This is a genomic window from Ruegeria sp. CK3, from assembly GCF_056536565.1.
The window spans coordinates 38,898-60,921 of record NZ_JBQFPV010000001.1; the positions used below are offsets into that span (position 1 = coordinate 38,898).

The 22,024-nt window shown below is 60.2% G+C and carries 24 protein-coding genes; 12 read left to right on the forward strand and 12 right to left on the reverse strand.

Annotated features, from left to right (window positions below; all coding sequences use genetic code 11):
- Positions 1-10 precede the first annotated feature (10 nt).
- Positions 11-181 carry a hypothetical protein gene (locus tag ACR0C3_RS00230; protein WP_170466505.1) on the forward strand — a complete coding sequence of 57 codons (171 nt, stop codon included), beginning with the start codon at positions 11-13 and terminating at the stop codon, positions 179-181.
- Here ACR0C3_RS00230 and ACR0C3_RS00235 read toward each other — a convergent pair.
- From ACR0C3_RS00235 to mazG, 3 genes are all read right to left on the reverse strand, one after another.
- Positions 178-627 carry an N-acetyltransferase family protein gene (locus tag ACR0C3_RS00235; RefSeq protein ID WP_480756571.1) on the reverse strand — a complete coding sequence of 150 codons (450 nt, stop codon included), beginning with the start codon at positions 625-627 and terminating at the stop codon, positions 178-180. The two genes, ACR0C3_RS00230 and ACR0C3_RS00235, sit on opposite strands and share 4 nt — an antisense overlap.
- Positions 624-1,562, reverse strand: coding sequence for a nucleoside hydrolase (locus tag ACR0C3_RS00240; protein WP_480756572.1), 939 nt, complete (start codon positions 1,560-1,562; stop codon positions 624-626). The genes ACR0C3_RS00235 and ACR0C3_RS00240 overlap by 4 nt, the downstream gene beginning before the upstream one ends.
- Positions 1,563-1,625: 63 nt before the next feature.
- Positions 1,626-2,471 carry a nucleoside triphosphate pyrophosphohydrolase gene (gene mazG / locus ACR0C3_RS00245; protein WP_480756574.1) on the reverse strand — a complete coding sequence of 282 codons (846 nt, stop codon included), beginning with the start codon at positions 2,469-2,471 and terminating at the stop codon, positions 1,626-1,628.
- Positions 2,472-2,537: 66 nt separating this feature from the next.
- On the opposite strand from mazG, the gene ACR0C3_RS00250 reads away from it, so the two are divergent.
- From ACR0C3_RS00250 to ACR0C3_RS00270, 5 genes are all read left to right on the forward strand, one after another.
- Positions 2,538-3,701: a M20 aminoacylase family protein gene (locus ACR0C3_RS00250; RefSeq protein WP_480756575.1), complete on the forward strand. Its 1,164-nt coding sequence runs from the start codon at positions 2,538-2,540 to the stop codon at positions 3,699-3,701.
- A gap of 11 nt (positions 3,702-3,712) precedes the next feature.
- The gene (speB, locus tag ACR0C3_RS00255) at positions 3,713-4,675 is read left to right on the forward strand and encodes an agmatinase (RefSeq protein WP_480756576.1); all 963 of its coding nucleotides are present in this window, start codon (positions 3,713-3,715) and stop codon (positions 4,673-4,675) included.
- Positions 4,672-5,229: a hypothetical protein gene (locus ACR0C3_RS00260; protein ID WP_480756577.1), complete on the forward strand. Its 558-nt coding sequence runs from the start codon at positions 4,672-4,674 to the stop codon at positions 5,227-5,229. The genes speB (ACR0C3_RS00255) and ACR0C3_RS00260 overlap by 4 nt, the downstream gene beginning before the upstream one ends.
- A gap of 30 nt (positions 5,230-5,259) precedes the next feature.
- Positions 5,260-6,207 (forward strand): agmatinase, encoded by a 948-nt coding sequence (gene speB / locus ACR0C3_RS00265; protein ID WP_480756578.1) that lies wholly within the window; start codon positions 5,260-5,262, stop codon positions 6,205-6,207.
- Between the two features lie 65 nt (positions 6,208-6,272).
- On the forward strand, positions 6,273-6,674 hold the full coding sequence (locus ACR0C3_RS00270) for a DUF1499 domain-containing protein (RefSeq protein WP_480756579.1): 402 nt from the start codon (positions 6,273-6,275) through the stop codon (positions 6,672-6,674).
- A 4-nt stretch (positions 6,675-6,678) separates the two neighbouring features.
- On the opposite strand, the gene ACR0C3_RS00275 is transcribed toward ACR0C3_RS00270, so the two are convergent.
- Positions 6,679-6,960, reverse strand: a complete 282-nt coding sequence (locus tag ACR0C3_RS00275; protein ID WP_170373917.1) for a hypothetical protein — start codon at positions 6,958-6,960, stop codon at positions 6,679-6,681.
- Between the two features lie 63 nt (positions 6,961-7,023).
- Here ACR0C3_RS00275 and prfA point away from each other — a divergent pair, with 63 nt between their 5' ends.
- The 3 genes from prfA (at position 7,024) to ACR0C3_RS00290 (ending at position 9,744) form a co-directional block, all read left to right on the forward strand.
- Positions 7,024-8,079, forward strand: coding sequence for a peptide chain release factor 1 (gene prfA, locus ACR0C3_RS00280; protein WP_170705263.1), 1,056 nt, complete (start codon positions 7,024-7,026; stop codon positions 8,077-8,079).
- On the forward strand, positions 8,076-8,921 hold the full coding sequence (gene prmC, locus ACR0C3_RS00285) for a peptide chain release factor N(5)-glutamine methyltransferase (protein ID WP_170676218.1): 846 nt from the start codon (positions 8,076-8,078) through the stop codon (positions 8,919-8,921). Before prfA ends, prmC begins: the two co-directional genes overlap by 4 nt.
- A gap of 241 nt (positions 8,922-9,162) precedes the next feature.
- Entirely contained in the window at positions 9,163-9,744 is a 582-nt protein-coding gene (locus ACR0C3_RS00290) for a DUF4167 domain-containing protein (RefSeq protein ID WP_170638536.1), read from the forward strand.
- Between the two features lie 55 nt (positions 9,745-9,799).
- Here ACR0C3_RS00290 and rsmA read toward each other — a convergent pair whose 3' ends face one another.
- From rsmA to lptG, 5 genes are all read right to left on the reverse strand, one after another.
- Positions 9,800-10,642, reverse strand: a complete 843-nt coding sequence (rsmA, locus tag ACR0C3_RS00295; protein ID WP_480756581.1) for a 16S rRNA (adenine(1518)-N(6)/adenine(1519)-N(6))-dimethyltransferase RsmA — start codon at positions 10,640-10,642, stop codon at positions 9,800-9,802.
- Between the two features lie 84 nt (positions 10,643-10,726).
- Positions 10,727-11,692 carry a 4-hydroxythreonine-4-phosphate dehydrogenase PdxA gene (gene pdxA, locus ACR0C3_RS00300; RefSeq protein ID WP_480756582.1) on the reverse strand — a complete coding sequence of 322 codons (966 nt, stop codon included), beginning with the start codon at positions 11,690-11,692 and terminating at the stop codon, positions 10,727-10,729.
- On the reverse strand, positions 11,689-12,942 hold the full coding sequence (locus tag ACR0C3_RS00305) for a peptidylprolyl isomerase (protein WP_480756583.1): 1,254 nt from the start codon (positions 12,940-12,942) through the stop codon (positions 11,689-11,691). The genes pdxA and ACR0C3_RS00305 overlap by 4 nt, the downstream gene beginning before the upstream one ends.
- The gene (locus ACR0C3_RS00310) at positions 12,933-15,095 is read right to left on the reverse strand and encodes an LPS-assembly protein LptD (protein ID WP_480756584.1); all 2,163 of its coding nucleotides are present in this window, start codon (positions 15,093-15,095) and stop codon (positions 12,933-12,935) included. The genes ACR0C3_RS00305 and ACR0C3_RS00310 overlap by 10 nt, the downstream gene beginning before the upstream one ends.
- Positions 15,095-16,195, reverse strand: coding sequence for an LPS export ABC transporter permease LptG (gene lptG, locus ACR0C3_RS00315; protein WP_480756585.1), 1,101 nt, complete (start codon positions 16,193-16,195; stop codon positions 15,095-15,097). Before lptG ends, ACR0C3_RS00310 begins: the two co-directional genes overlap by 1 nt.
- A 229-nt stretch (positions 16,196-16,424) precedes the next feature.
- Between lptG and ACR0C3_RS00320 the strand changes: the two genes are divergently transcribed.
- The 3 genes from ACR0C3_RS00320 to ACR0C3_RS00330 are packed head-to-tail and all read left to right on the forward strand — an operon-like array spanning position 16,425 to position 19,434.
- Complete coding sequence (locus tag ACR0C3_RS00320) at positions 16,425-17,891, forward strand: leucyl aminopeptidase (RefSeq protein ID WP_480756586.1); 1,467 nt, start codon at positions 16,425-16,427, stop codon at positions 17,889-17,891.
- A 3-nt stretch (positions 17,892-17,894) separates the two neighbouring features.
- On the forward strand, positions 17,895-18,353 hold the full coding sequence (locus ACR0C3_RS00325) for a DNA polymerase III subunit chi (protein WP_480756588.1): 459 nt from the start codon (positions 17,895-17,897) through the stop codon (positions 18,351-18,353).
- Positions 18,354-18,387: 34 nt separating this feature from the next.
- Positions 18,388-19,434: an aldo/keto reductase gene (locus tag ACR0C3_RS00330; protein ID WP_480756590.1), complete on the forward strand. Its 1,047-nt coding sequence runs from the start codon at positions 18,388-18,390 to the stop codon at positions 19,432-19,434.
- A gap of 100 nt (positions 19,435-19,534) precedes the next feature.
- Here the strand turns inward: ACR0C3_RS00330 and ACR0C3_RS00335 are convergent, their stop codons facing one another.
- From ACR0C3_RS00335 to ACR0C3_RS00345, 3 genes are all read right to left on the reverse strand, one after another.
- Complete coding sequence (locus tag ACR0C3_RS00335; RefSeq protein WP_480756591.1) at positions 19,535-20,515, reverse strand: GlxA family transcriptional regulator; 981 nt, start codon at positions 20,513-20,515, stop codon at positions 19,535-19,537.
- A gap of 289 nt (positions 20,516-20,804) precedes the next feature.
- Positions 20,805-20,987: a hypothetical protein gene (locus tag ACR0C3_RS00340; RefSeq protein ID WP_170373905.1), complete on the reverse strand. Its 183-nt coding sequence runs from the start codon at positions 20,985-20,987 to the stop codon at positions 20,805-20,807.
- An 80-nt stretch (positions 20,988-21,067) separates the two neighbouring features.
- A complete protein-coding gene (locus tag ACR0C3_RS00345; RefSeq protein WP_480756592.1) occupies positions 21,068-21,934 on the reverse strand; it encodes a helix-turn-helix domain-containing protein in 867 nt (288 codons plus the stop codon).
- Positions 21,935-22,024 lie beyond the last annotated feature (90 nt).

Sequence of the window (22,024 nt, forward strand, 5' to 3'; positions counted from 1 at the left end):
GGAGCACACCATGACTGGTTCGAAATTCCTTCTCGTAGCGACAGTTCTCAGCACTGTATTTCTGGCGGCCTGTGCAGGGCCCGGGACCTATCCGATCACAGGGCAAAAGGTCTCCTCCGACGATCCAGTACAGGAGATGTACTATAACCCGAATGTGGTTTTCCGGGGCGAGTCGCGTTAGAGCGCTTTGCTCATCAGCATGTAGCGCTCGCGTGGTTTGAAGCCGGTGCGCAGATATAGTTTCTGCGTCGCCTCATGCGTGCGGTCGACTTCAAGGTGCAGGGCGGTCAGCCCGGCTTCGGCCAGGGCCTTGGGCAGTTCCAGCAGGACCTCGGTCGCGATGCCCCGTCCACGAACGGCGGGGCGGATGTAGATTTCGTCCACGAACCCATCCATGCCACCGAACTCTACCGACCAACCGAAGGTCAGGATGATATAGCCCAAAGGCGCGCGACCCGGGCCAATCAGGTAGATGCAGCCATGGGGGATGCCCTCAAGCAAAGGCATAAGCGCCTCGCGCCGTTGGTCGGGGTCCTGTGCGATCCCTTGTTCGGCGTGGAACGCAGAGACAAGCCCCATCAGGCGGTCAAGATCTTCGGGGCGAGCCAGTCTTAAAACGGCGGTCATAGGCGGGCTAGCCTTTCCGTGAGGAGGGTGAAGAATCCTTGGGCGTCCACGCCGCCCATGAACATAGCATTCGGTTTTCGGTCTGTTACACGCCACCAGTCAGCGACTGTCATACCCAGCGTCAATTCTGACTTGGTTTCGATCTCAACATTAATGTGGCGACCCGAGAAGAGTTCCGGCTGAATCAAATAGGCGGTAACGCAGGGATCGTGCAATGGTGCGCCTTCCGAGCCGTACTTTTCCTTGTCAAAGCGCTCGAAGAAATCGGTCATTTCAGCGACGGCATGACCGACCTTACTATCCAGCGATCTGAATGCGTCATTGCGATGCGGTGTAACCAAAGCGTCATGGGTCACATCAAGAGGCATGACGACAATATGAGCGCCAGATTTAAACACGATATCAGCAGCTTCAGGGTCGACATAGATGTTGAACTCTGCGGCTGGCGTGATGTTCCCGACCTCGAAATAGGCACCGCCCATCAGCACAATTTCCAGCACCCGGTCGACGATATCGGGTGCCTTCCGGAAGGCCGTCGCGATGTTCGTCAGCGGCCCCAGCGGGCAGAGCGTGACCGTTCCCGGGTCCTGCGTGCGCAGGGTTTCGATGATGAAATCGACTGCGTGGCCCTCGGTCAAAGGCATCTGTGGATCCGGCAGAACGGGACCGTCCAGCCCGGTTTTGCCGTGCACATGTTCAGCCGTGATAAGAGGGCGGTTCAGCGGACGGTCGCATCCGGCATAGACCGGCACCTCGGTATGACCGGCCAGTTCACAGACGATACGCGCGTTCTTGGCGGTCAGTTCAAGCGGCACATTTCCGGCGACGGCAGTGATGCCCAGCACCTCGATCTCTTCGGGGCTGGCGAGCGCTAGAAGAATGGCGACGGCGTCGTCCTGACCGGGGTCGGTGTCGATGATGATCTTGCGGGGCATTGGAGTCTCCGGGGGGCGTGAAGGTCGGACAGTCGCAAGTGTCACGCGACTTGTCCACCTGATTCAGGTCCCAACTGGCGGGAGTTTGCCATTGGCGCGATGTTCCTCGGTCTTCACCTCATCCCATAGCGCGTCCATCTCGGCCAGATCGCTTTGTGCAGGGGTTTTGCCACGCGCGGCCAGACGAGCCTCGACCTGTTCAAAGCGGCGGGTGAACTTGGCGTTGGTGCGGCGAAGGGCAGCCTCGGGTTCGATCCCCAGATGCCGTCCGAGGTTGACCATCACGAACAGCAGATCGCCGAATTCATCTTCGAGCGCGTCGGCGTCCTTGGCGTTACGCGCTTCCTCCAACTCAGCGGCTTCTTCGGTGATCTTGGCGAGGACGTGACTGGCATCGGGCCAGTCGAATCCCACACGCGCGGCCCGTTTCTGCAGCTTATGTGCGCGCAGCAGTGCGGGCAGGTTGGTGGCCACACCGTCCAACGCGCCTTTCTGTTCCTTGCCCGCGCGTTCAGCAGCCTTGATGGTCTCCCAATCCTTGGTTTGCTGGTCGGCGGACTTTTCACGCGATTCGTCACCGAACACATGCGGGTGCCGGCTGACCATCTTGTCTGACATGGTGCGGACCACGTCCTGAAAGGTGAAATGCCCGGCTTCCTCAGCCATTTGCGCGTGGAATACGGATTGGAAGAGAAGGTCGCCAAGTTCTCCCTTCAGCTCATCATAGGCCTGCCGTTCGATGGCGTCGGCGACCTCATAGGCTTCCTCGATCGTGTAGGGGGCGATGGTGGCAAAATCCTGTTCGATGTCCCACGGACAACCGCTTTGCGGGTCGCGCAGGCGGCGCATGATTTCCAGCAGGCGCTCGATACCCGCATCGCTGTCATGGATCAGAGGATTTTCAGCCATTGCGAACCCTTTCGTTCCGGTGTCAGATGCATCCATTCCGCAGTCCCGATCAGGAGTCCACCCCAGATGCCCGTCGTCAACCGAATTGCCGATTTTGCCGCCGATATGGCCAAGTGGCGCCAGCACTTGCACACGATCCCTGAACTGGAGTTCGAATGCTACGAGACTGCCGCTTTCGTGGCCGAGCGTCTGCGCGAGTTCGGGGTGGATGAGCTGCACGAAGGGATCGCCAAGACCGGGATGGTGGCGATCATCAACGGAGAGGGCGACGGCCCGACCATCGGGTTGCGGGCCGATATGGACGCGCTGCCGATCCCCGAGGAGACGGGCGTTGAATACGCCTCGAAGAACCCCGGCAAGATGCATGCCTGCGGGCATGACGGGCACACCACGATGCTTTTAGGGGCTGCGCGCTATCTGGCCGAGACGCGGAATTTCGCGGGCCGCGTGGCGCTGATCTTTCAACCGGCCGAAGAAGAAGGCGGTGGCGCGGATGTGATGGTGCAGGAAGGCATCATGGACCGGTTCGATATCTCTCAGGTCTATGGCATTCACAACGATCCGGGAAACACCGAGGGCGCCTTCTACACGACCGCCGGGCCTCTGATGGCGGCTGTGGATACGTTCGAGATTCACGTGCAAGGGCAGGGCGGCCACGGAGCGTTGCCGCACCAGACAAAGGATCCAGTGATGGCGGCCTGCGGGATAGCGCAGGCGATCCAGACGATTGTCAGCCGGAACCATTATGCGGTGCAGGATCTGGTGATTTCCGTCACGCAGATTCACGCCGGAACGGTGAACAATGTTATCCCGGACACGGCTTACCTGAACGGCACCGTGCGCACGTTTGATCCAACTGTTCAGAAGATGGTGATCGAGCGGATGGAGCAGATCGTGGCGGGGCAGGCGGCCTCATACGGGGTTGAGGCGAAGTTGGACTATCAGATCGGCTATCCGGCGACGATCAATGACGCCGAGAAAACGGCCTTTGCCGCGGATGTGGCGCGCGAGGTTTCGGGGGACGACCGCGTTGTCGACAATATGGGCCGCGATATGGGGGCCGAGGATTTCTCATACATGCTACAGGCGCGTCCAGGGGCCTATCTGTTTCTGGGTCAGGGTGAGGGCGCCGGGCTGCACCACCCGAAATACAACTTCAACGATGATATCGCACCGGTCGGGGCCTCGTTCTTTGCCCGGATCGTGGAAAAGGCGCAGCCGCTGGGCTGAGGGGGCAAGACATGGCACTGGAAGACGCAAAACATCAGGTTGATGAGGCCTTTACCAACCCCGACCTCAAGGGCCTGTCCTATGAGAACACCTTTGGCGGCGCGACCTCGTTTCTGCGGCGACTCTATACAAAGGATCTGAAGGGCGTGGATATTGCCGTCACCGGCGTGCCCTTTGACCAAGCGGTAACGAACCGCCCCGGCACAAGGCTGGGCCCCCGCGCAATCCGCGAGGCGAGTGCGCTGCAATCGCCCGACGCCCCCTATGGCTGGCCCTTCGACGCGCTGAGTGAGCTGGCCATCGTCGACTATGGCGATATGGCATATGACTACGCCAATATTCCGGCCTTTCCCGACACGCTGACCGATCATATCCGCACGATTCTGGCGGCTGATGTGGCCTCGGTCACCTTGGGCGGCGATCACTATATCAGCTTTCCGATCCTGAAAGCCTATGCGGAGAAATACGGCCCGATGTCCTTGCTGCAGTTCGATGCGCATACGGATACCTGGGCGGACGATGATATGTCCCGCGTCGATCACGGGACCATGTTCTACAAAGCGGTGAAATCGGGGATCGTGGACCCGAAGCGCTCGGTTCAGGTGGGTATTCGCACCAGCAACGAGGACACGTTGGGCGTCAACATCATCGACGCGCGCGAGGTCTACGAATCCGGCCCCGCTGCTGTGGCGCAGAAGATCAAATCCATTCTCGGCGACCGCCCCGTCTATCTGAGTTTCGATATCGACGGGTTGGACCCGGCCTTTGCGCCGGGGACCGGCACGCCCGTTTGGGGCGGGTTATCCTCGATTCAGGCGCAGATCATTCTGCGCGACATCGCCGGGATCAACATCAAGGGCGGAGATGTGGTCGAGGTCTCTCCGCCCTATGACACTTCAGGGGCGACGGCGATTGCAGGCGCTCATGTGGCCACGCAGATCATCTGTCTGCTGGGGTGGAACCGGTTGGTATGAAGCTCCAAAAGGCACTTACCTGGTGCTGTATAGTCATGATTGGCGCGCCTATAGGCTATTTCGGACGTGGTTATTTTCACCAACCCATCGATCGTGTTCAGTCAGCGTTTGATCTCTTTGAAACGTACTGTGTGCCATTCGCAGAGGGGCGTTTCATTGCGCCAGAAGAAGCACTTGTTTTGTTGAAACCGGTAGGCGGCTATGCTTGGGCCGATCCTCAATCTGTGATGTTGCTACACTATACTCGACGAGAATGTATGGTATCGGATTCGCTACGCGCGTTAGATCCACGGTCTGCAAAGGAGATGGATGAGCGAGCCTCCGATTTTGTCGAGAGAGAGTTTCCACATCTGGCCCGCGACCCAGAAGGTGTTTTAGAGGCATGGCCGGCATTTATGGTTTGGCAGAGCCACCCCCGAGGTGACAAAGGACGCCGTGCTGTGGTCTATGCAAGGTGGGATTTTGATGAAGACGCACAGATGTCGTTAAGCTTTTCTTATCCAATAAATGATGATGTTTCAGAAAATCTGAAGGACCTTCTTAAAGGGTCGTAAGCAAAGCGCTTGGGCAGTTCGAGGAACCAAATGACTGAGTATAATCAACCAATCAGCGGCAATGATCTGGCGCGGTTCTCCGGGCCGAACACGTTCATGCGGCTGCCGCAGGCGACCTCGCTGACTGGGCTGGATGTGGCGCTGTTGGGGATACCGATGGATATCGGCACGTCGTGGCGGTCGGGCACGCGGTTCGGACCCAAGCAAATCCGCAGTGAAAGCGCGATGATCCGGCCCTATAATATGGCCACATCCGCGGCCCCGTTCGATACGTTGCAGATTGCGGATATCGGCGATCTGGCGATCAATACGTTCTCGCTGTCGGAAAGCCTCAAGATCATCAAAGACAGCTATGACGGTATCCTTGCGCAGAATGTGATCCCTGTGGCGATGGGCGGAGATCACTCCATCACCCTGCCGATCCTGCGCGCGATTGCCGCCAAACACGGGCCGGTCGCCCTTGTGCATGTGGATGCCCATGCGGACGTAAACGACGAGATGTTCGGCGAGCGTGAGACCCATGGCACCGTCTTCCGCCGCGCCTATGAGGAAAAGCTGATTGTCCCCGACAAGACCTTTCAAATCGGCATTCGCGGCTCGGGCTATGCCTCCACCGACTTTACCGAGGCGCAGGGCTGGGGCTTCCAGCAATTCCCCGCGTGGGAGTTGTGGCAGCAGAACCTCACACAGATCGGCTCGCAAATCCGCAAGACGGTCGGCGATCACCCGGTCTATTTCACCTATGACATCGACAGTCTGGATCCGGCCTACGCCCCCGGCACCGGCACGCCCGAGATCGGAGGGCTGACAACCCCGCAAGCCCTGCAGCTGATCCACGCGCTGCAAGGGGTGAACGTGGTGGGCTGCGATCTGGTGGAGGTGTCCCCGCCCTACGACCCGTCGGGGAATACGGCGCTGACGGCGGCCAACCTTCTGTTCGAGCTTCTGTGCATCCTGCCCGGTGTGACGTCACGGTAGCTGGCCGGGTTCGCCTTGAAACTGCATCTGTTCCGCATAGGGTTCAGCAAAAGGACAGGGACGGAATGAAACGCATGCTGATTTTGGGTGTTGTTGGTCTGGTGATCGCCCTAGGGGCCTATATCCGACTTGCGCCCTCCGATCCGGCGGACTGGCACACTGACCCTCAGGCTAGGACCAACCAGGATCTGCAAGGCGGCGTGCTGCGCGTGGTCGAAACCGGGCCAGAGGGGCTTGCGGCGCTGGATGCCATTGCCCGCAACGCGCCGCGTACAACAGTTCTTGCTGGGTCGGTGGGTGAAGGGCGGATCACCTATATCACCCGCACCAAGATTATCGGCTTTCCCGACTACACCACAGTCCAGCAGGACGGAGACGTGTTGCGAATCCATGGCCGCTTGCGCTTTGGTCGCAAAGATTTCGGGGTGAACAAGGCCCGCGTTGATGACTGGCTGGCGCAGATGTAGGCGTTTAGGACGCGGATGTCTTGAGGGTCTGATCCAGATCGGGCCAATCCAAATCCGAGGACAGGCATCCTTCCTGCACCTCGCGCCACATCGGCACATTTAATGACATCTGGCATTGCGCGGTGAAAATCCGGCCATCAACCTGCAGGCAGATCATTTGCCCCAACTCGATCCGCGAGCCTGACTTGTCGGTGCAGTAGCAATCGCGAACCTTGCCATCCGGCCCAACATAGTCGGCCATGGCAGGTAGTGCGAACAGCGATAAAATGAAAACCAACCCCTTCATGCCGGGAACCTTAGCACAAGGCTGGCCCTTGACCAAAGCCCCAGATTAAGAGACACCCGCCGGATGATCCCCGAAGAACGCCTTGAGCAGATAACCCAGCGATTCCAATACCTCGAAGCCGCCATGGCTGATGGCGCCTCGGGCGGGGATATTGCGACCCTGGCCAAAGAGTACTCCGACCTCAAACCGGTGGTCGATCAGATCCTGTCCTGGCGTCAGTTGGTCTCGGATCTGGCTGAGGCCGAGGCGATGCTGGCCGACCCGGATATGAAGGAACTGGCGGAGGAGGAAATCCCCCAGCTTCAGTCCCGTATCCCCGAGGCCGAACATGCGTTACAACTGGCGCTGCTGCCCAAGGACGCAGCGGATGCGCGCCCGGCCATGCTTGAAATCCGTCCTGGCACCGGCGGGGATGAGGCAGCGTTGTTCGCCGGGGACCTGCTGCGCATGTACCAGCGCTATGCCGAGGCGCGGGGATGGCGGTTCGAGATCATCGAAGAACAGGCCTCGGACCTTGGCGGCATCAAGGAGGTCGTTGCCCATATCAAGGGCGACAACGTCTTTGCGCGGATGAAGTACGAATCCGGCGTGCATCGGGTGCAACGCGTGCCCGAAACCGAAAGCGGCGGGCGAATTCATACCTCGGCGGCGACGGTCGCGGTTCTGCCCGAGGCTGAGGATGTGGACATCCAGATCGACGCCAATGACATCCGCATTGATACGATGCGGTCCTCCGGCGCCGGGGGGCAGCACGTGAACACCACCGACTCGGCCGTGCGGATTACCCACTTGCCGACCGGTCTCGTGGTGACCAGCTCCGAGAAATCGCAGCACCGCAACCGCGAGATCGCGATGCAGGTGCTGAAAACACGCCTCTATGATCTGGAGCGTCAGCGGATCGACAGCGAACGCTCGGCGGATCGGGCCAGTCAGGTCGGCTCGGGCGATCGGTCCGAGCGAATCCGGACTTATAACTTCCCGCAAGGCCGGATGACGGATCACCGCATTAACCTGACGCTCTACAAGCTGGATCATGTCATGCAGGGCGATCTGGATGAGGTGATCGACGCTCTGACCGCGGATGATCAGGCCCGGCTGCTGGCCGAGATGGCACAATGATCGCGGCCCTGACCGCCGCCAAGGCAATGGCTGCCGCAACAGCCCGCCTGCGCGCTGCCGGTGTCAATGACCCGGCCCGCGACGCGCGGGTTTTGCTGGCCCATGCGGCCCGAATCGAGGCCAGCCGCGTCACTCTGATCGCACCCGAGGAGCTGTCGCCCGACATCGCCGAACGCTATGAACAACTAGTGTCCCTGCGCGCGATCCGGGTGCCTGTGTCGCATCTTCTAGGAGAACGTGAGTTCTACGGTCGCAACTTCCGCGTCAGCCGCGATGTACTGGACCCGCGCCCGGAAACCGAAACGCTGATCGAAGCCGCGTTGAGCGAGCCATTTGACCATGTTCTCGATCTCGGGGTCGGCTCAGGCTGCATCCTGGTGACGCTGCTGGCCGAACGCGCCAGTGCCACGGGCCTGGGTGCAGATCTGAGCGAAGCGGCCTGTTTACAGGCCAGCGCCAACGCGGTTCAGCACAATGTACAAGACCGGGCCGAGATTGTGCGCTCGGATTGGTTCGAGCGGATTGAGGGGCAGTTTGACCTCATCGTCTCGAACCCGCCCTATATCGCGCTTTCCGAGATGCAGGATCTGTCGCCCGAAGTGCGCGAGCATGAACCGCGCATGGCTTTGACCGATGAAGGGGACGGGCTGGACGCCTATCGCAGGATCGCGGCGGGTGCACCTGATTTCCTGATGGCGGGCGGGCGCTTGCTGGTTGAAATCGGGCCGACACAGGCCAAGGACGTGTCGGCCTTGTTCGACGCCGCTGGCTTGTCGGATATCCGGGTCATCCCTGATCTGGATGGGCGCGACCGTGTTGTTTTGGGCAGAATCCCGGGTTGAACGCAGCGTTAGAGGCCGAAAAGCGCCGCTCTTTGTAAAAAAGCTGCGAAATATCCCAGAAACCTCTTGTCTGAGGCGGCAGGACATGTTTACTCAGGAAAAGTCGGAGAGGTTGACGCTGCTTCAGCGCGCCCCTGACGCCAAGCCCAAAAAAGCCGATGACACGTTACGGGACAGGCCTCTGAGCAGCGTAAGGTACGGGTTGATCGGCAGCGAATTGATAAGGCTGACGTAAAGTAAGATGAGATCTTCCAAATCCCGCTCGCGGGCCAAGAACAACCGAAATCGTCCTTCCGGCGGCAACGTCGTAAACCGGGTTTTTGACAGCTCGGGCCCCGAGGGCAAGGTGCGTGGCACGCCGCAGCAGATCATTGACAAATACAACCAGCTTGCGCGCGACGCACAGCTGTCCAACGACCGTGTGGCGGCTGAAAACTTTCAGCAGCATGCTGAGCACTATCTGCGGATGCTGAGCGAGGCACAGCGCGAGATCGAAGCGCGCCGCGAAGAGCAGGAGCGCCAGAACCGAGAACGCCAGGCCGAACGCGACCGTGAACGCGCCGAGCGTCAGGAACGCGAAGCCGCCCGTCAGGCCGATCCGGCCGAGGCGCCGCAGCCCGATGTGATGGATTTCAGCGCGCCTGAACCTGCGCCGGAAAGCGGGTTGGTCGAGACCCCTGAGAGCAAAGAAAAAGCTGCTCAGGCCCCTGAGAAAAAGGAAAAGCCGCCGCGTAAACCGCGTGCGCCGCGCAAGCCCAAAGCTGCACCTGCGACTGAGGAAGCACCAAAAACCGATGGGGACGCGCCCGAAGCGGCCGAGTAAGTCCAACGCCAATATAAAGAAAGCCCCGGATTGATCCGGGGCTTTTTTGTTGCGCCTAGGTTTTGTTGACTTCGCGCGCGAGGGCGCAGAAGGCCTCAAGCGGGACCTGCTCGGCCCGCTCGGTGGGCTTGATGCCGGCTGCGATTAGGCGATCTTCGATATCAGGCGCAACGCCTTTCAATGAGGCACGCAGCATTTTGCGGCGTTGATTGAAGGCGGCGGCGACGACGCGGGATAGGTTGCTGGCGTCGGCTGGATAGCGCGGCTCGGGCAGGGCGGTCAGGTGAACCACTGCGCTGGAGACTTTCGGTGGTGGGGTGAACGCACCGGGGGGCAGGGACATGGCGATGCGCGCTTCGGCCCGCCATTGAGCCAGAATCGCAAGGCGACCATAGGCTTTGCTTCCTGGTTGGGCGACGATGCGTTCGGCCACCTCGCGCTGGAACATGAGCGTCAGGCTTTGCCAGAAGGGTGGCCATTCCGGCGGGGTCAGCCAACGCACCAATAGCTCGGTGCCGACGTTGTAGGGCAGGTTGGCAGCGACGCGGATGGGCGGGGTCAGGTGTTCCAGCGGGTTGATCTCAAGCGCGTCGCCGTTGATGACCTCCAACTGGCCCGGATAGGCGGCAGCGATGTCGTTCAAAGCGGCGATGCAGCGGGTGTCTTTTTCCACCGCCACGACCTTGCGCGCGCCCTCAGATAGCAGCCCACGGGTCAGCCCTCCGGGGCCGGGGCCGATTTCCAGAACGTCACAGGCGCTGAGGTCTCCGGCCTGACGCGCGATCTTGGCGGTCAGGTTCAGGTCCAGCAGAAAGTTCTGGCCCAGCGATTTGCGGGCGGACAGCTGGTGGGTCGCGATGACTTCGCGCAGCGGAGGGAGGGTGTCGATAGCGCTCATGATCCGGTTACCGTGACGCGTTTGGGGTGGTTAGCGCCAGAGATTTTTTGCCTCCGGCGGGGATATTTCCAGCCAGGTGAAGGATCAAGCGCTTTGTGTCATCTTCTGCGCGAGTTTCAGCGCTTCGATCAGGCTGGTTGGGTTGGCGATGCCTTGCCCTGCGATATCCAGCGCGGTGCCGTGATCTGGCGAGGTGCGGATGAAGGGCAGGCCGAGGGTGACATTCACGCCCCGGTCGAAATCCAGCGTTTTGATCGGGATCAGGGCTTGATCGTGATACATCGCGATGGCCGCATCATAGCGGCTGCGCGCGGCGGCGTGGAACATGGTGTCGGCGGGATGCGGGCCGGTGACGCTGTAGCCCTCGGGCTGCAGGTTTGCCAGCATCGGGGCGATCCAGTCCAGTTCCTCGGTTCCCATTTTGCCGCCTTCGCCGGCATGAGGGTTCAGGCCAGCCACGGCGATGCGCGGGACCTCAATGCCGAACTGAGAGTGCAGGCCGGTGGCGGTGATCTCGATCGTGTCGTGCAGCAGGGCCGGGGTCAGCTCTTGCGGGACACGGGAGAGGGGGATGTGAATGGTCGCGGGCACGACGCGCAGTTGATCGCTGGCCAGCATCATCACCACCCGTTCACGGCCCGCTAGCGCTGCCAGAAATTCGGTATGGCCGGGGTAAGAAAAACCTGCTCCGTCGATGAGCGCCTTTTTGTGGATCGGGGCCGTACACAGGGCCGACGCCGCGCCGGATTGCACAAGGGAAACGCCCTGTTCGATGGCATCAATGACCGATGGCGCATTGGCCGGGTCGGGTTGGCCGGGCGTGTTGGGGGCTGGGAAGTTCAGCTGCAAAACCGGTAGCGCGGTTTGGGAAACCGAGATGGCCTCGACCGGATCGCTGATCAGCTGGGCCTGTGTGTCTGATGGCAGGTGCGCGACGTCGCCGATGTAGAAAAAGGGGCAGGTGTCGTGCAATTCCACCCATGCTTTGGCGGCGATCTCGGGTCCTATTCCCGCCGGATCGCCGCAGCTGAGCGCGATGGGCGCGCTCATTGCTCGATGATGCTGGCGTCGGCGCGCAATTGTTCCAGCAGGCTGTCCGCAAAGGCTTGAAGGCGCTGTTGCGTCAGCGCATTCGCGACATCCGCGCGAGAGGTATTTTCGCCCAGATTGCGGGTGCGGTTGCACAGCATCAGGAACATCAGCGTTTGGCCGTTGTTGCGTGTCAGCGTGGTCGAGACGTCGTTCGGGTCCAGCTTGGCCAGCTCGACCGCAATGTCGCGCGGGATCTCTGAGGGAGCGGCGTCGACACGCTCCAGCACTTCGGCCGGTTGCTCCTGCGCGATGCCGTATAGGTCATCACAGGTGTCGATCTCTTCGCGAAGTTTCGCGGCGGCGGCCAGTGTTTCGGCGCTACGGCCGCCGGCCATGTAATAGATGGCGTAGTCGATTTTGGAGTAAGAGGGCGTGCCGGTTGCAACCTCACGCAGGCCGCGCATCTGGAACAGAGCGATGGCGTTGGGTAGGGCGATCGGACTAGTGATCTCACCATTCTTCAAGCCAAGAACCACGGGCTGCAGTGCTGGGGGTAGACCGGCCAGGTTCAGCCAGTCGAGCCGGCCGCCATTGCTGCGGGTTTCTGCAGCCGAGTATTGCGCAGCCGCAGCCGAAAACGCGTCAAAGCCTTCGAGATTGGCGATTTCTTCAGCGAGAAGCTCGGTCTGGGCGAGGGTCTGCTGGTTTACAGGAATGATGATTTCAGACAACAAGACCTGAAGTCCGCCACCGCCGCCCTGACCCAGAGCGCGGTTGATCTCTTCCTCGGAGGGGTTGGCCTGAGACAGAAAACGCGCGCTGATATAATTGCGCCATGTTAGCTGATCGGCGACGAAATCGCGGACTGTTTCCGGATCGACGCCTTCGTTGGCCAGCAGTTGCAGGAACTGTTCGGTGCTGAGGCGCCCTCGGGCCGCAAATTCATCGACGCCGGCCTGAATCGCCTCGGGCGGGACCTCGATCCCGGCTTCGCGCACGGCTTGTTTGCGCAAGCGGTCATCAATCAGTGCTTGCCGGACTTCGGCCTCGGATCCGCCAGAGATACCCAGTGCGTTGATGAATTGCTGACGTTGCTCCAACTCATACCAAGTGACCACGTCCTGATTGACCCGGATCGCCGGCGAAAACAGGCTTTGCGCAAACGTATGGGGCGCGGTGAAGGTCAGAATCGTAGCGGCCAGGGCCGGTAGCACCAGCCGGATCGAAGCGGAACGAAGAAACCGTGAGAAAGTTGATATCAACTGCATGTTCTCTTGTAAGTGTTACCAGCGCCTTCGAGGGCGTATCCTGTCAACGATACGGTAAAGCCGAATTCGGTCGAAGGCTCAATAGTTGATGTTGAAGTAAAGCGCCGCCTTACGGACATGTTAACCCGAACGCATTCATTCTGGTAGGTCACACCGAGGCCTAGGCGAATGGGTTCGGATTCGTTCAGGTCGTAGCGGGCCTCGGCCCGTGTCAGCCAGTTCTGGTCGACCTGATAGCGCCCGCGCAGCCAGATCTCAGAGACCTCCTCTTCGATGTTTTCAGCCGGGTCGGGTTCCAGCCAGATATAGCTGCCGGTGAAGGCTGAACCTTCTTTCGCCCACTCTCCACGCAGCTCGGCCTTGGCAAAGCTCAGGTCACCGTTGAGAATTCCGCGCCCGGCCAAAGACCAGCCATTGGCGGTTTTGAGCTGACCGGCCAGCAGGATATCGGACGATGTGCCCTGCAGTCCCGAAGTCAGAGTGAAATCCGGATCGGCATCCGTACGAAAGACTTGGCCCACCGTGGCAAGCGCCTGCCAGCCTCCGCGACCATAGCGCGCCCAGTTGACGCCGACAGCGGCGGTTGCGCCATCCTCGCGGCGATCCTCTGCCGGAAAGCGCGACAGAGACAGTAGGTTGCCCTCGTCGAATTCCTGAAACGTGCTTTCGTCGATCGGCACGTCATTGTCGGAAACATTGGTCCAGCCGAACTGAACGATGGGTTCCAGAAACTGCGTCGCCCCGGATTTTTCGCGGCGTGTCATCGGATAGCGCAAAGTCAGAGCCGCGCGAGGGGTTGTCCGGGTGGCCTGCGTGGGGAAATTGCTGTCGTGGCGGATGTTGAACGCGTCAATGGAGGCACCGAACAACGCATCAGCCCGCAATCCGGTGGCAAAGGTCCAACTTCGAAGCCATTCGGCATCAAATGTTGTGCGCGCCACGTCGCGTCCGACCACGTCCTCATCGCTGGTGCGCTCATGCGCGTGGGCGATGACGTTTATCCGAACCTCTCCGCCGACGGAGGTTGGGAAATAGCGCTTTTGGAAGTTCAGATCGAAAATGCGCGAGGGGATTTCATCCTGATCTTCGCTGTCACGCAGGGTCTTGTAGTGGATGAAGCTGGTCCGGAACGCCGTGTCGCGCTTGATCCGTTCCAGCGCGACTTCGCTGCGGAGGCGGTCCAAATCGGGCAAGCCGTAGTCGGCCAGATAGGAATCATCCGAGGTCGTCTGCAGATCGAAAGTAAAGCGATAGTCGTTTTTAAAGTCGAACCAGCCTTCGGCGAACAGATAACCGCGATCCTGATCCGGTTGTATGTCGTCCCGGGTCTGCGCGCCGTTGATCTCGATCCGACCATTCACGAAAGCCTGTCGATAGCGATAGCCAAGCGTCGTGGTTTTGGACGATAGATAAGGCGTCAGGGTCAGGTCCTTGTGGTCGCCAATTTTAAAGAAATAAGGCACCTGCACCCCGGTTCCGAGCTGCGAGGTGGTGCGAATGGACGGCACCAGAAAACCGGTCGCACGCTCCAGCGTCGGGTCGGGCAGGCGCAGATAGGGGAAGTAGAAAACGGGAACGTCCAGCACCCGCAGCTGCGCTCCTTCAAAGTAAAGCTGCCGCTCTACCGAGTCATGCGTAACCTTACGCGCCCGGATCTGCCACAGAGGCGGACGCCCATCGGTGCAGACATGGCACGAGGTTGCGGCGATCTTGCTGAATTGCGTGTAGCGCCCTCCGGCGCGGCGGGCCTGAACGGATGCAATTTGTACCTGCTGCTCGAACACCATCCGCGCGCCTACCAGCAGGCCATTCTGAAGCCCGTTGTCCAGCTGCGCCGACTCCGCCAGTACGGTCGTTTGCCCACCCTGATCAATGCGGACGGGGCCATCCAGCGTTAGCTCTCCGGTTTCGCGGTCATAGACGATGCGATTAGCGCTGAGTTTGACGTTGCCCTGAAACGCCTCGACATTGCCTTCGGCCACAAGTTTGCGTTCGGGCGTGATAAAGATCTTGTCGGCCACAAGCAGCGCCGGTTCTTCCTCTTGGGCCGGACTTTGGGTGACGGTCGGATCGGACAGATTCTGCGCGGCCAGGCCATGGGGCAGGGTCAGGGCCAGCAGGCTGGTCGCTGCAAACGGTAGAATACGCCGCATCAGCCGTCCTCCGCGTGCAGCAACAGGCCAAGCGAGAGTAGGATCGCTGCAAAGGGTGGTGCCCAGGCGGCGACGTAGATCGGAAGCTGACCGTTTTCGCCAAGAATCTGCGCGAAGTTGCGCACGAAATAGATCGCAAAGCCCAACAGAACAGCCGTCAGCACCGCTACACCGGTTCCACCAAAGCGCACATGACGCATGGTGAAGGCCGCTCCGATCAGGACCATGGCAACCAGAAACAGGGGCCGGGCAAGTTGGACATGCAACCAGACCTCATATTGCTTGGTCGAAAACCCGGCCTCACCCAAATCTCGGATCAACTTGGGCAGATCATAGACCGAGACCGAGTCCTGCTTACCCAGCGTATCCAGAATGCGTTCCCGCGTCAGTGTGGTCGGCAGCTCAAGACGTTCATGCGAAACAGCGTTTGTTTCGGGGTTGAGGTCGTCCCGCAGCGGCCAGAGTTTTGCGTCGGTTAAAACCCAGGTTCCGTTGGTCAGCTCAGCTCGTTCGGCCACGATCTGCTGGTTTGGCTTGCCGCCGCCCGAGAAGGTGATGATGGTCACATCGTCAAGACCCAGAGTATCCCCGTTCGATGTACCCTTGGCGTGGATCACCGATTGGCCATTGTCCGAGCTTTGACGCAACCACAGCCCCTCGCGGCTGATCGACAGGGCAGAGCTGCCATCGTCGCGATAGGCATCCGATAGACGCTCGAACTCTTCCGACGTCGCGGCGGCGATCGGGTTCAGCAAAGCAACGGCCAGAATGCCAATCATCAGGGCCAGGGTGACGGGGGCCACCAGCGCCCGCAGGCCCGAACGTCCGGCGGCGCGGGTCACCACAAGTTCTGATGTGCGCGCCAGCCCAACGAACAGCGCGATGGTGGATAGGATAATCAGCAGGGGCAGCATCTCGCTGATCGCGGCTGGGGTGTTGAGCAGTGTCAGGCCCAGCAATTGGCCGACCGTCAGGTCATAGTCGTCAAAGCGGCGCAGCTGTTCGATCAAGTCGATCAGAATCATCAGGGTCAGAAAGATGCCGCCGATGACCACAAAGCTTTGAAGAAAGCGGCGCGCGAAGTAGCGGTCGAGGATCACGGAAAGACCCTCTCAGGGCTTGAAACGCAGGGGTTCACGCCCGGATCGCCAATGCATGTCATCATGCGCGACAGCGAATGCCTGCCGTTTGGTGCCACTTAGATCTCCCCCGAGCCTGCCGTTTATTTTTGCAGGACCTTAATGCAAATGGCGGGCGGGGAAAACTGCTATCTGGTCAAGCCGCGCAGCGCGGGCTAGGTCTTGGGGAACAGATTTTGAGGAGTTTGCTATGAGCAGTCTGGTACCAATCCGTTTTGAGGCTTTTGACGTGGATGCTATGGCGCAGGCAGAAGGGCGCGTGGCAATCATCATTCCCGCCGATGGCAAGATGAGCCCAGCCGTGCGGCGTGCCAACAAACTGACCCGTGGAGCGGTTGCTCGGTTGATGGAAAGCGATCGGTTCGAAAAGGTGAAAACCGGGGATGTGATCTCGCTGGCGTGGCCGGTGGGTATGGCCGCGCAAGCGTTGGATATTGTGGTCCTGCCGCGCCGCCCCGAAGCGGATGAGGCGCGCAAAGCGGGTGCTGCATTGGCAAAATTGGCCGGTGGAAAAGACCTGTTGTTGATGGCGGGCAATCAGGTGCGCGTGGAAGATCTGGCGATGGGCGTCGCTTTGCGAAGCTACGATTTCGACGTCCATAAGACCAAGGATAGCGATGCGGCAGGTTCGGTCACGATCAGCCACAGCAAGCATGATGAGGCCGCGGCGGCCTTCGCCCCAATGTATGCGGTTGCCGACGGTGTGCGGATGACCCGCGACTTGACGAATGAGCCTGCAAACATCCTGACCACCACCGAATTCGCCGACCGTCTGGACGAGATGAAATCGCTGGGCCTCGAGGTCGAGGTGCTGGAGGAAGACAAGCTGGCCGAACTGGGCATGCGCACGCTGCTGAGCGTTGGGCAAGGCTCGGTCAGCCCGTCGAAAGTGGTCGTGATGCAATGGAATGGGGGCGACAAGGGTGATGCGCCTCTGGCTTTGGTCGGCAAGGGCGTTGTGTTCGACACCGGAGGGATCTCGCTGAAACCGGCGGGTGGCATGGAAGATATGACCATGGACATGGGCGGTGCAGGCGTTGTGGCCGGCGCCATGCGGGCGCTGGCCAAGCGCAAGGCAAAGGCCAATGTGGTCGGTCTTGTGGGGCTGGTCGAGAATATGCCCTCGGGCAATGCCACCCGTCCGGGCGACGTGGTAAAGTCAATGAAGGGCGACACGGTCGAGATCATCAACACCGACGCTGAGGGCCGTTTGGTTCTATGCGATGTGATGTGGTACGCGCAGGAAAGGTTCTCGCCGGTCGGTATGATTGATCTGGCGACCCTGACCGGGGCGGTCATCATCGGACTTGGCCATGAGAATGCAGGTGTCTTCTCGAACAATGACACCTTCTGTGATGCCTTCCTGAAATCGGCCAAGGCCGAGGACGAAGGCGCATGGCGGCTGCCGTTGGGCGCGGCCTATGACAAGCAGTTGAAGTCACGTATCGCCGACATGAAGAATGTCGGCGGACGGCCTGCAGGCTCGATCACGGCGGCTCAGTTCCTGCAACGCTTCGTCAAGGAAGAGACACCTTGGATTCACCTCGACATCGCTGGTGTCGCCTCGGTTGCGGCTGAGACATCTTATGCCCCCAAAGGCGCCACAGGCTGGGGCGTTCGCGCGCTGAGCCGCTTTGTGCAGGACAATTTCGAGTAAATCATGGGGGCCGTCTATTTCTATCACCTGACCCGTCAGCCGCTGGAGCATACTTTGCCGGTCCTGCTGGATAAGGCGCGGCAGGCCGGGTGGAAGATTGCCGTGCGGGGGACTGATCCTGCCCGGCTGGACTGGCTGGATGAAAAACTGTGGCTGGGACCCGAGGACGGGTTCCTGCCGCATGGACGGGCCGGTGGGCCGCATGATGCGATGCAACCGATCCTGCTGACGTTGGACATGCAGGCCTCAAATGATGCCAGTTGCGTGATGGCGGTGGACGGGGCCGTGATTGACCCGGATGAGGTTGCCGCATTGGACCGGGTCTGCATTCTGTTCGACGGCAATGACATGGAGGCCGTTCAACATGCGCGCGGCCAATGGAAAGCGCTGACTGGCGCGGGATGTTCAGCGCAATACTGGTCCGAGGAATCGGGCCGTTGGGAAAAGAAAGCCGAAGCCTAGCGCGCGGCTGTTGCGGAAATCAGGAGAGCGACAAATGGAAATGAAGCCTTTGGGCCGCACCGGGATCATGGTGTCTGATCTATGTCTTGGGACGATGACATTCGGATCGCAAACCTCGGAAGCCGACGCGCATACGCAGATGGACGTGGCGCTGGCAGCCGGGATCAATTTTGTCGATGCCGCCGAGATGTACCCGGTCAATCCGGTCGCCAAAGAGACGATTGGCCGGACCGAGGAAATCCTTGGCAACTGGAATGCGGCCAATGCTGCGCGCCGGGGGGATTATGTTCTGGCCACCAAACACTCGGGTGAGGGGCTTCGCTTTGTCCGCGACGGCGCGCCGATCACCGCTCAGACGATCCCTGAGGCCATCGAGGGCTCACTGAAGCGTTTGAAGACCGACTATATCGACCTCTATCAGTTTCACTGGCCCAATCGCGGCAGCTATATGTTCCGGCAAAACTGGACGTTCTCTCCGAAGGGGCACAACACCGATGAAGTGCTGGAGAATATGCAGGAGTGTCTGGAGGCGCTTCAGGTTCAGGTCGACAAGGGCATTATCCGGGCCTTTGGATTGTCCAATGAAAGTGCCTGGGGGACGGCGCAATGGCTGCGCTTGTCCGAGCAGATGGGCGCCCCGCGGGTGGCGTCGGTTCAGAACGAATATTCGCTGCTGTGCCGACTGTTTGATACGGACATGGCCGAATTGAGCGTTCACGAAGACGTGGGCCTGATGGCGTTCTCGCCTTTGGGAACGGGGTTGCTGACCGGTAAATATCAGGGCGGAGCCATTCCCGAAGCCTCGCGCATGTCACTGACGCCTGAACTGGGGGGGCGCAAGTCCGAGCGGGTTTTTAATGCCGTTGACGTCTATTTGCAGATCGCTGCGCGGCATGGGCTGGACCCGACGCTCATGGCGCTGGCTTGGTGCCGGACCCGCCCGTTCATGATGTCCGCCATCTTTGGCGCAACGACAGTGGCGCAGTTGGAGCATATCCTGTCCGGCGTCGATCTGCGCTTGTCTGATGAAGTTCTGGCAGAGATCGAGGCGGCGCACAAAGCGCATCCGATGCCGTATTAGTACGTTTCGGGTTTTTCTCGAAGCGATCTAGGGGGCGCTGCCCCCGCCGCGCGTGCCGCGCCTCCCCCGGGATATTTTTGGCCAGTTGGAGTGGATCCGGTCAGTGATGGGTGGGGTGGGCACTATCTTGTCTGAGGTCACGGGCCGACAAACCGTGGGCCGTGCGGAAGGCGCGGGCGAAGCTGGATTGCGAGGTGAACCCGGTGGCCTGAGCCACGTCCATCAGCGACATGTCGGTATCGGTAACCAAACGGCGGGCCTCGGCCATGCGCAGTTGCAGGTAGTGGTCCTGCGGCGTGGTGTTCAGGCGCAGGCGGAATTGCTGTTGCAGGGTGCGGGGGCTGGTGCCCAATCTGTCGGCGATATGGGCTAGTGGCAGCGGATCGTCGAGCGCGGCCTCCATCAGGCTATTCGCTTTGGACGTCAGCGCTGAGTGGTGGTTCGCTTTGGGCGTGTCTGTTCTGGTTTGGGCCGGAGCGCCTTCGTACAGGAACTGGTTCGAGACACGTGCGGCAAAACCAGCACCATGGCGCGCGGCGATGATGTGCAGCATCATCTCGACCGCGGGGATCGCGCCGCCCGAGGTCAGACGGTTTTCGGAGATTGCGAAACGGTTTGCCTGAACATCGACCTTTGGAAAGCGGCTCGCGAAACTGTCAAGATCGTCCCAATGGGTGGTTGCGGTGTGACCATCGAGCATACCAGCCTCGGCCAGCAGCCAAGGCCCTCCGTCTATGCCGGCCATGGTGGCACCCGTAGCTGCGATGCGCCGCAATCCCGCGATCAGGCTGGGGGTTGCTTGGCGGGCCATTTGAAATCCGGCAACGACAATCATCAGGTCGCAGCTTTGCAGACGGGCCAGCGGTATGCCGGGAACGGTGAGCGCACTGGTCAGCATGACTGGCGCGTCCGTTGGGGTCACGTAGTCCCAATCAAAGGCCGGACGATCGGCCAAACGGTTGGCGGCGCGCATCGGATCCACGGCCGAGGCGAAGCTGAGCGTGCTGCACTCATCCAGTACCAACAGCGCTGTTTTCAGGGCGCGATGTTCCGGTTGCAGTATGTTTTTTGCGGATTTCATCAAGTTCGATTCGCATTCTGACAAGTGTTCCCACAAGGCTGCGCCAGAGGCGTCGGTTGCGCAAATCGGAATCCGGGGAGAAGCCTGGGGAAAACTTTACTCAAAGCTGGGTATAACTTGGGGAAAACGTTTTTGCCCGGAAAACGGCAGGTATTCCATTGTTAGGAGCCCGCCCATCAGACAGGGCCGGGCACCGTGTTTTGATCTGCTGGCCAGCGGAATCGGCCCGCTGACCGGGTGGGCGGAGCGTGTCGTTTTTGATGGCGCGACAAGCGCGTGGAGCTAGGTGTCAGCCTTGATTCGGGCCTCGGATCTGGCGGATTGTGCGGCGGACGGCCTGCCAATCTTTGGCCTCTTGCGTGTTTCCCGCGGCCTCACATTCGCGCATCTTCTGAGCGGCTTCTGCCTCTGCCCGGTCGCCGTGCGCGGAATAGAGGGCGCGTGCATATTGAGCGGTTTGTAGTGCGTCCATTCTGATCATCCTCCGTAGAGTGTCTGCGCGTTCGTCGTGTCACTATACAACAGGATCTGAAAAACCGCACGTTTGAGGCGTCAGCCCTTTGTTATCTCGGCCCGCAACCCGCGCAGGTATTCAGGAAAACGGCGGGCGGTCATTTCAGCCTCGCGGATCAGGGTGTCGAAATGTCGGCTGAATACCTCGATCCGGTCGCGGTCGCGGAAGGCCATGTAGTGACTGCCCGCATAGAAGACGCATAGAAGGGGCCCGAAGATCGTGACAGGTGCGGAATACAGGCGTTTGGCATCGAACAGATAGATGCGCAGGCGGGGATAGTGCTGCTCGCTGAGGTCCAGAAGGTGGTCGATCTGTTCCAGACGGACTGGCAAAGGCAGCCCCTCGTAGTAGCCGGTGCCGAGGGCGAAGCTGCGGATCTCATATAGGGGCATGGCAATCTCATAGTCCGACTGGGCGCTGCGCATCCAGGACAGGCGATCCTCGGACGCGCCAATCGCTTGATCTGCTGTGCGGCCCAAATGCGGGGCGTATTCCCATTCGAGGATCGCCCGGGTCTTGAGCATATCGGGCAGGGTCGCGGGTACATAGCGGATTTTGTAGCCCGCAGCCTCTTGATGCCATTGGAAAATACGCTCATCGACAAGGGCGCGGGGGGCCTCGGTCATTGTCAGAGAGCTCGCCAGCAGTTCCGCGGCGCTTTCGGGGCGGTCCGACAGGCTTAACAGCCAATCTGCTGAGACGCCCAGAGCAGAGGCGCAACTGCCGACCACATGGGCGTTGGGTAGGCGGGCGCCCTCATCGGTGAGCAACTGTGATACGGTCGAGCGGTCGACGCCGATATGTCGGGCGAGGGCGCTTTGGCTAACACCTGTGTCCTCCATCGCGCGGGAAAGTCGCTGGCGAAACTGCACAGCGCGAACTCGTTTGTCGATTTTATCTATCATAAGAAGATAAATATCACTTCTGATGATTTTTGTTAATCATATTCAGAATTCCCAACACGCCGCCCGTTGAGTAACGCTTTTGTGATAACA

Bases quoted from the DNA above. Each gene is read 5' to 3' on its own strand.
- ACR0C3_RS00235 (WP_480756571.1), bottom strand. From the start codon at position 627: ATGACCGCCGTTTTAAGACTGGCTCGCCCCGAAGATCTTGACCGCCTG.
- ACR0C3_RS00250 (WP_480756575.1), top strand. From the start codon at position 2,538: ATGCCCGTCGTCAACCGAATTGCCGATTTTGCCGCCGATATGGCCAAG.
- rsmA (WP_480756581.1), bottom strand. From the start codon at position 10,642: ATGAGCGCTATCGACACCCTCCCTCCGCTGCGCGAAGTCATCGCGACC.
- ACR0C3_RS00320 (WP_480756586.1), top strand. From the start codon at position 16,425: ATGAGCAGTCTGGTACCAATCCGTTTTGAGGCTTTTGACGTGGATGCT.
- ACR0C3_RS00340 (WP_170373905.1), bottom strand. From the start codon at position 20,987: ATGGACGCACTACAAACCGCTCAATATGCACGCGCCCTCTATTCCGCG.
- ACR0C3_RS00325 (WP_480756588.1), top strand. From the start codon at position 17,895: ATGGGGGCCGTCTATTTCTATCACCTGACCCGTCAGCCGCTGGAGCAT.
- ACR0C3_RS00260 (WP_480756577.1), top strand. From the start codon at position 4,672: ATGAAGCTCCAAAAGGCACTTACCTGGTGCTGTATAGTCATGATTGGC.
- prfA (WP_170705263.1), top strand. From the start codon at position 7,024: ATGATCCCCGAAGAACGCCTTGAGCAGATAACCCAGCGATTCCAATAC.
- ACR0C3_RS00335 (WP_480756591.1), bottom strand. From the start codon at position 20,515: ATGAAATCCGCAAAAAACATACTGCAACCGGAACATCGCGCCCTGAAA.
- ACR0C3_RS00275 (WP_170373917.1), bottom strand. From the start codon at position 6,960: ATGAAGGGGTTGGTTTTCATTTTATCGCTGTTCGCACTACCTGCCATG.
- ACR0C3_RS00330 (WP_480756590.1), top strand. From the start codon at position 18,388: ATGGAAATGAAGCCTTTGGGCCGCACCGGGATCATGGTGTCTGATCTA.
- ACR0C3_RS00240 (WP_480756572.1), bottom strand. From the start codon at position 1,562: ATGCCCCGCAAGATCATCATCGACACCGACCCCGGTCAGGACGACGCC.
- pdxA (WP_480756582.1), bottom strand. From the start codon at position 11,692: ATGAGCGCGCCCATCGCGCTCAGCTGCGGCGATCCGGCGGGAATAGGA.
- ACR0C3_RS00270 (WP_480756579.1), top strand. From the start codon at position 6,273: ATGAAACGCATGCTGATTTTGGGTGTTGTTGGTCTGGTGATCGCCCTA.
- ACR0C3_RS00305 (WP_480756583.1), bottom strand. From the start codon at position 12,942: ATGCAGTTGATATCAACTTTCTCACGGTTTCTTCGTTCCGCTTCGATC.
- ACR0C3_RS00310 (WP_480756584.1), bottom strand. From the start codon at position 15,095: ATGCGGCGTATTCTACCGTTTGCAGCGACCAGCCTGCTGGCCCTGACC.
- speB (WP_480756578.1), top strand. From the start codon at position 5,260: ATGACTGAGTATAATCAACCAATCAGCGGCAATGATCTGGCGCGGTTC.
- speB (WP_480756576.1), top strand. From the start codon at position 3,713: ATGGCACTGGAAGACGCAAAACATCAGGTTGATGAGGCCTTTACCAAC.
- mazG (WP_480756574.1), bottom strand. From the start codon at position 2,471: ATGGCTGAAAATCCTCTGATCCATGACAGCGATGCGGGTATCGAGCGC.
- ACR0C3_RS00290 (WP_170638536.1), top strand. From the start codon at position 9,163: ATGAGATCTTCCAAATCCCGCTCGCGGGCCAAGAACAACCGAAATCGT.
- prmC (WP_170676218.1), top strand. From the start codon at position 8,076: ATGATCGCGGCCCTGACCGCCGCCAAGGCAATGGCTGCCGCAACAGCC.
- ACR0C3_RS00345 (WP_480756592.1), bottom strand. From the start codon at position 21,934: ATGATAGATAAAATCGACAAACGAGTTCGCGCTGTGCAGTTTCGCCAG.
- ACR0C3_RS00230 (WP_170466505.1), top strand. From the start codon at position 11: ATGACTGGTTCGAAATTCCTTCTCGTAGCGACAGTTCTCAGCACTGTA.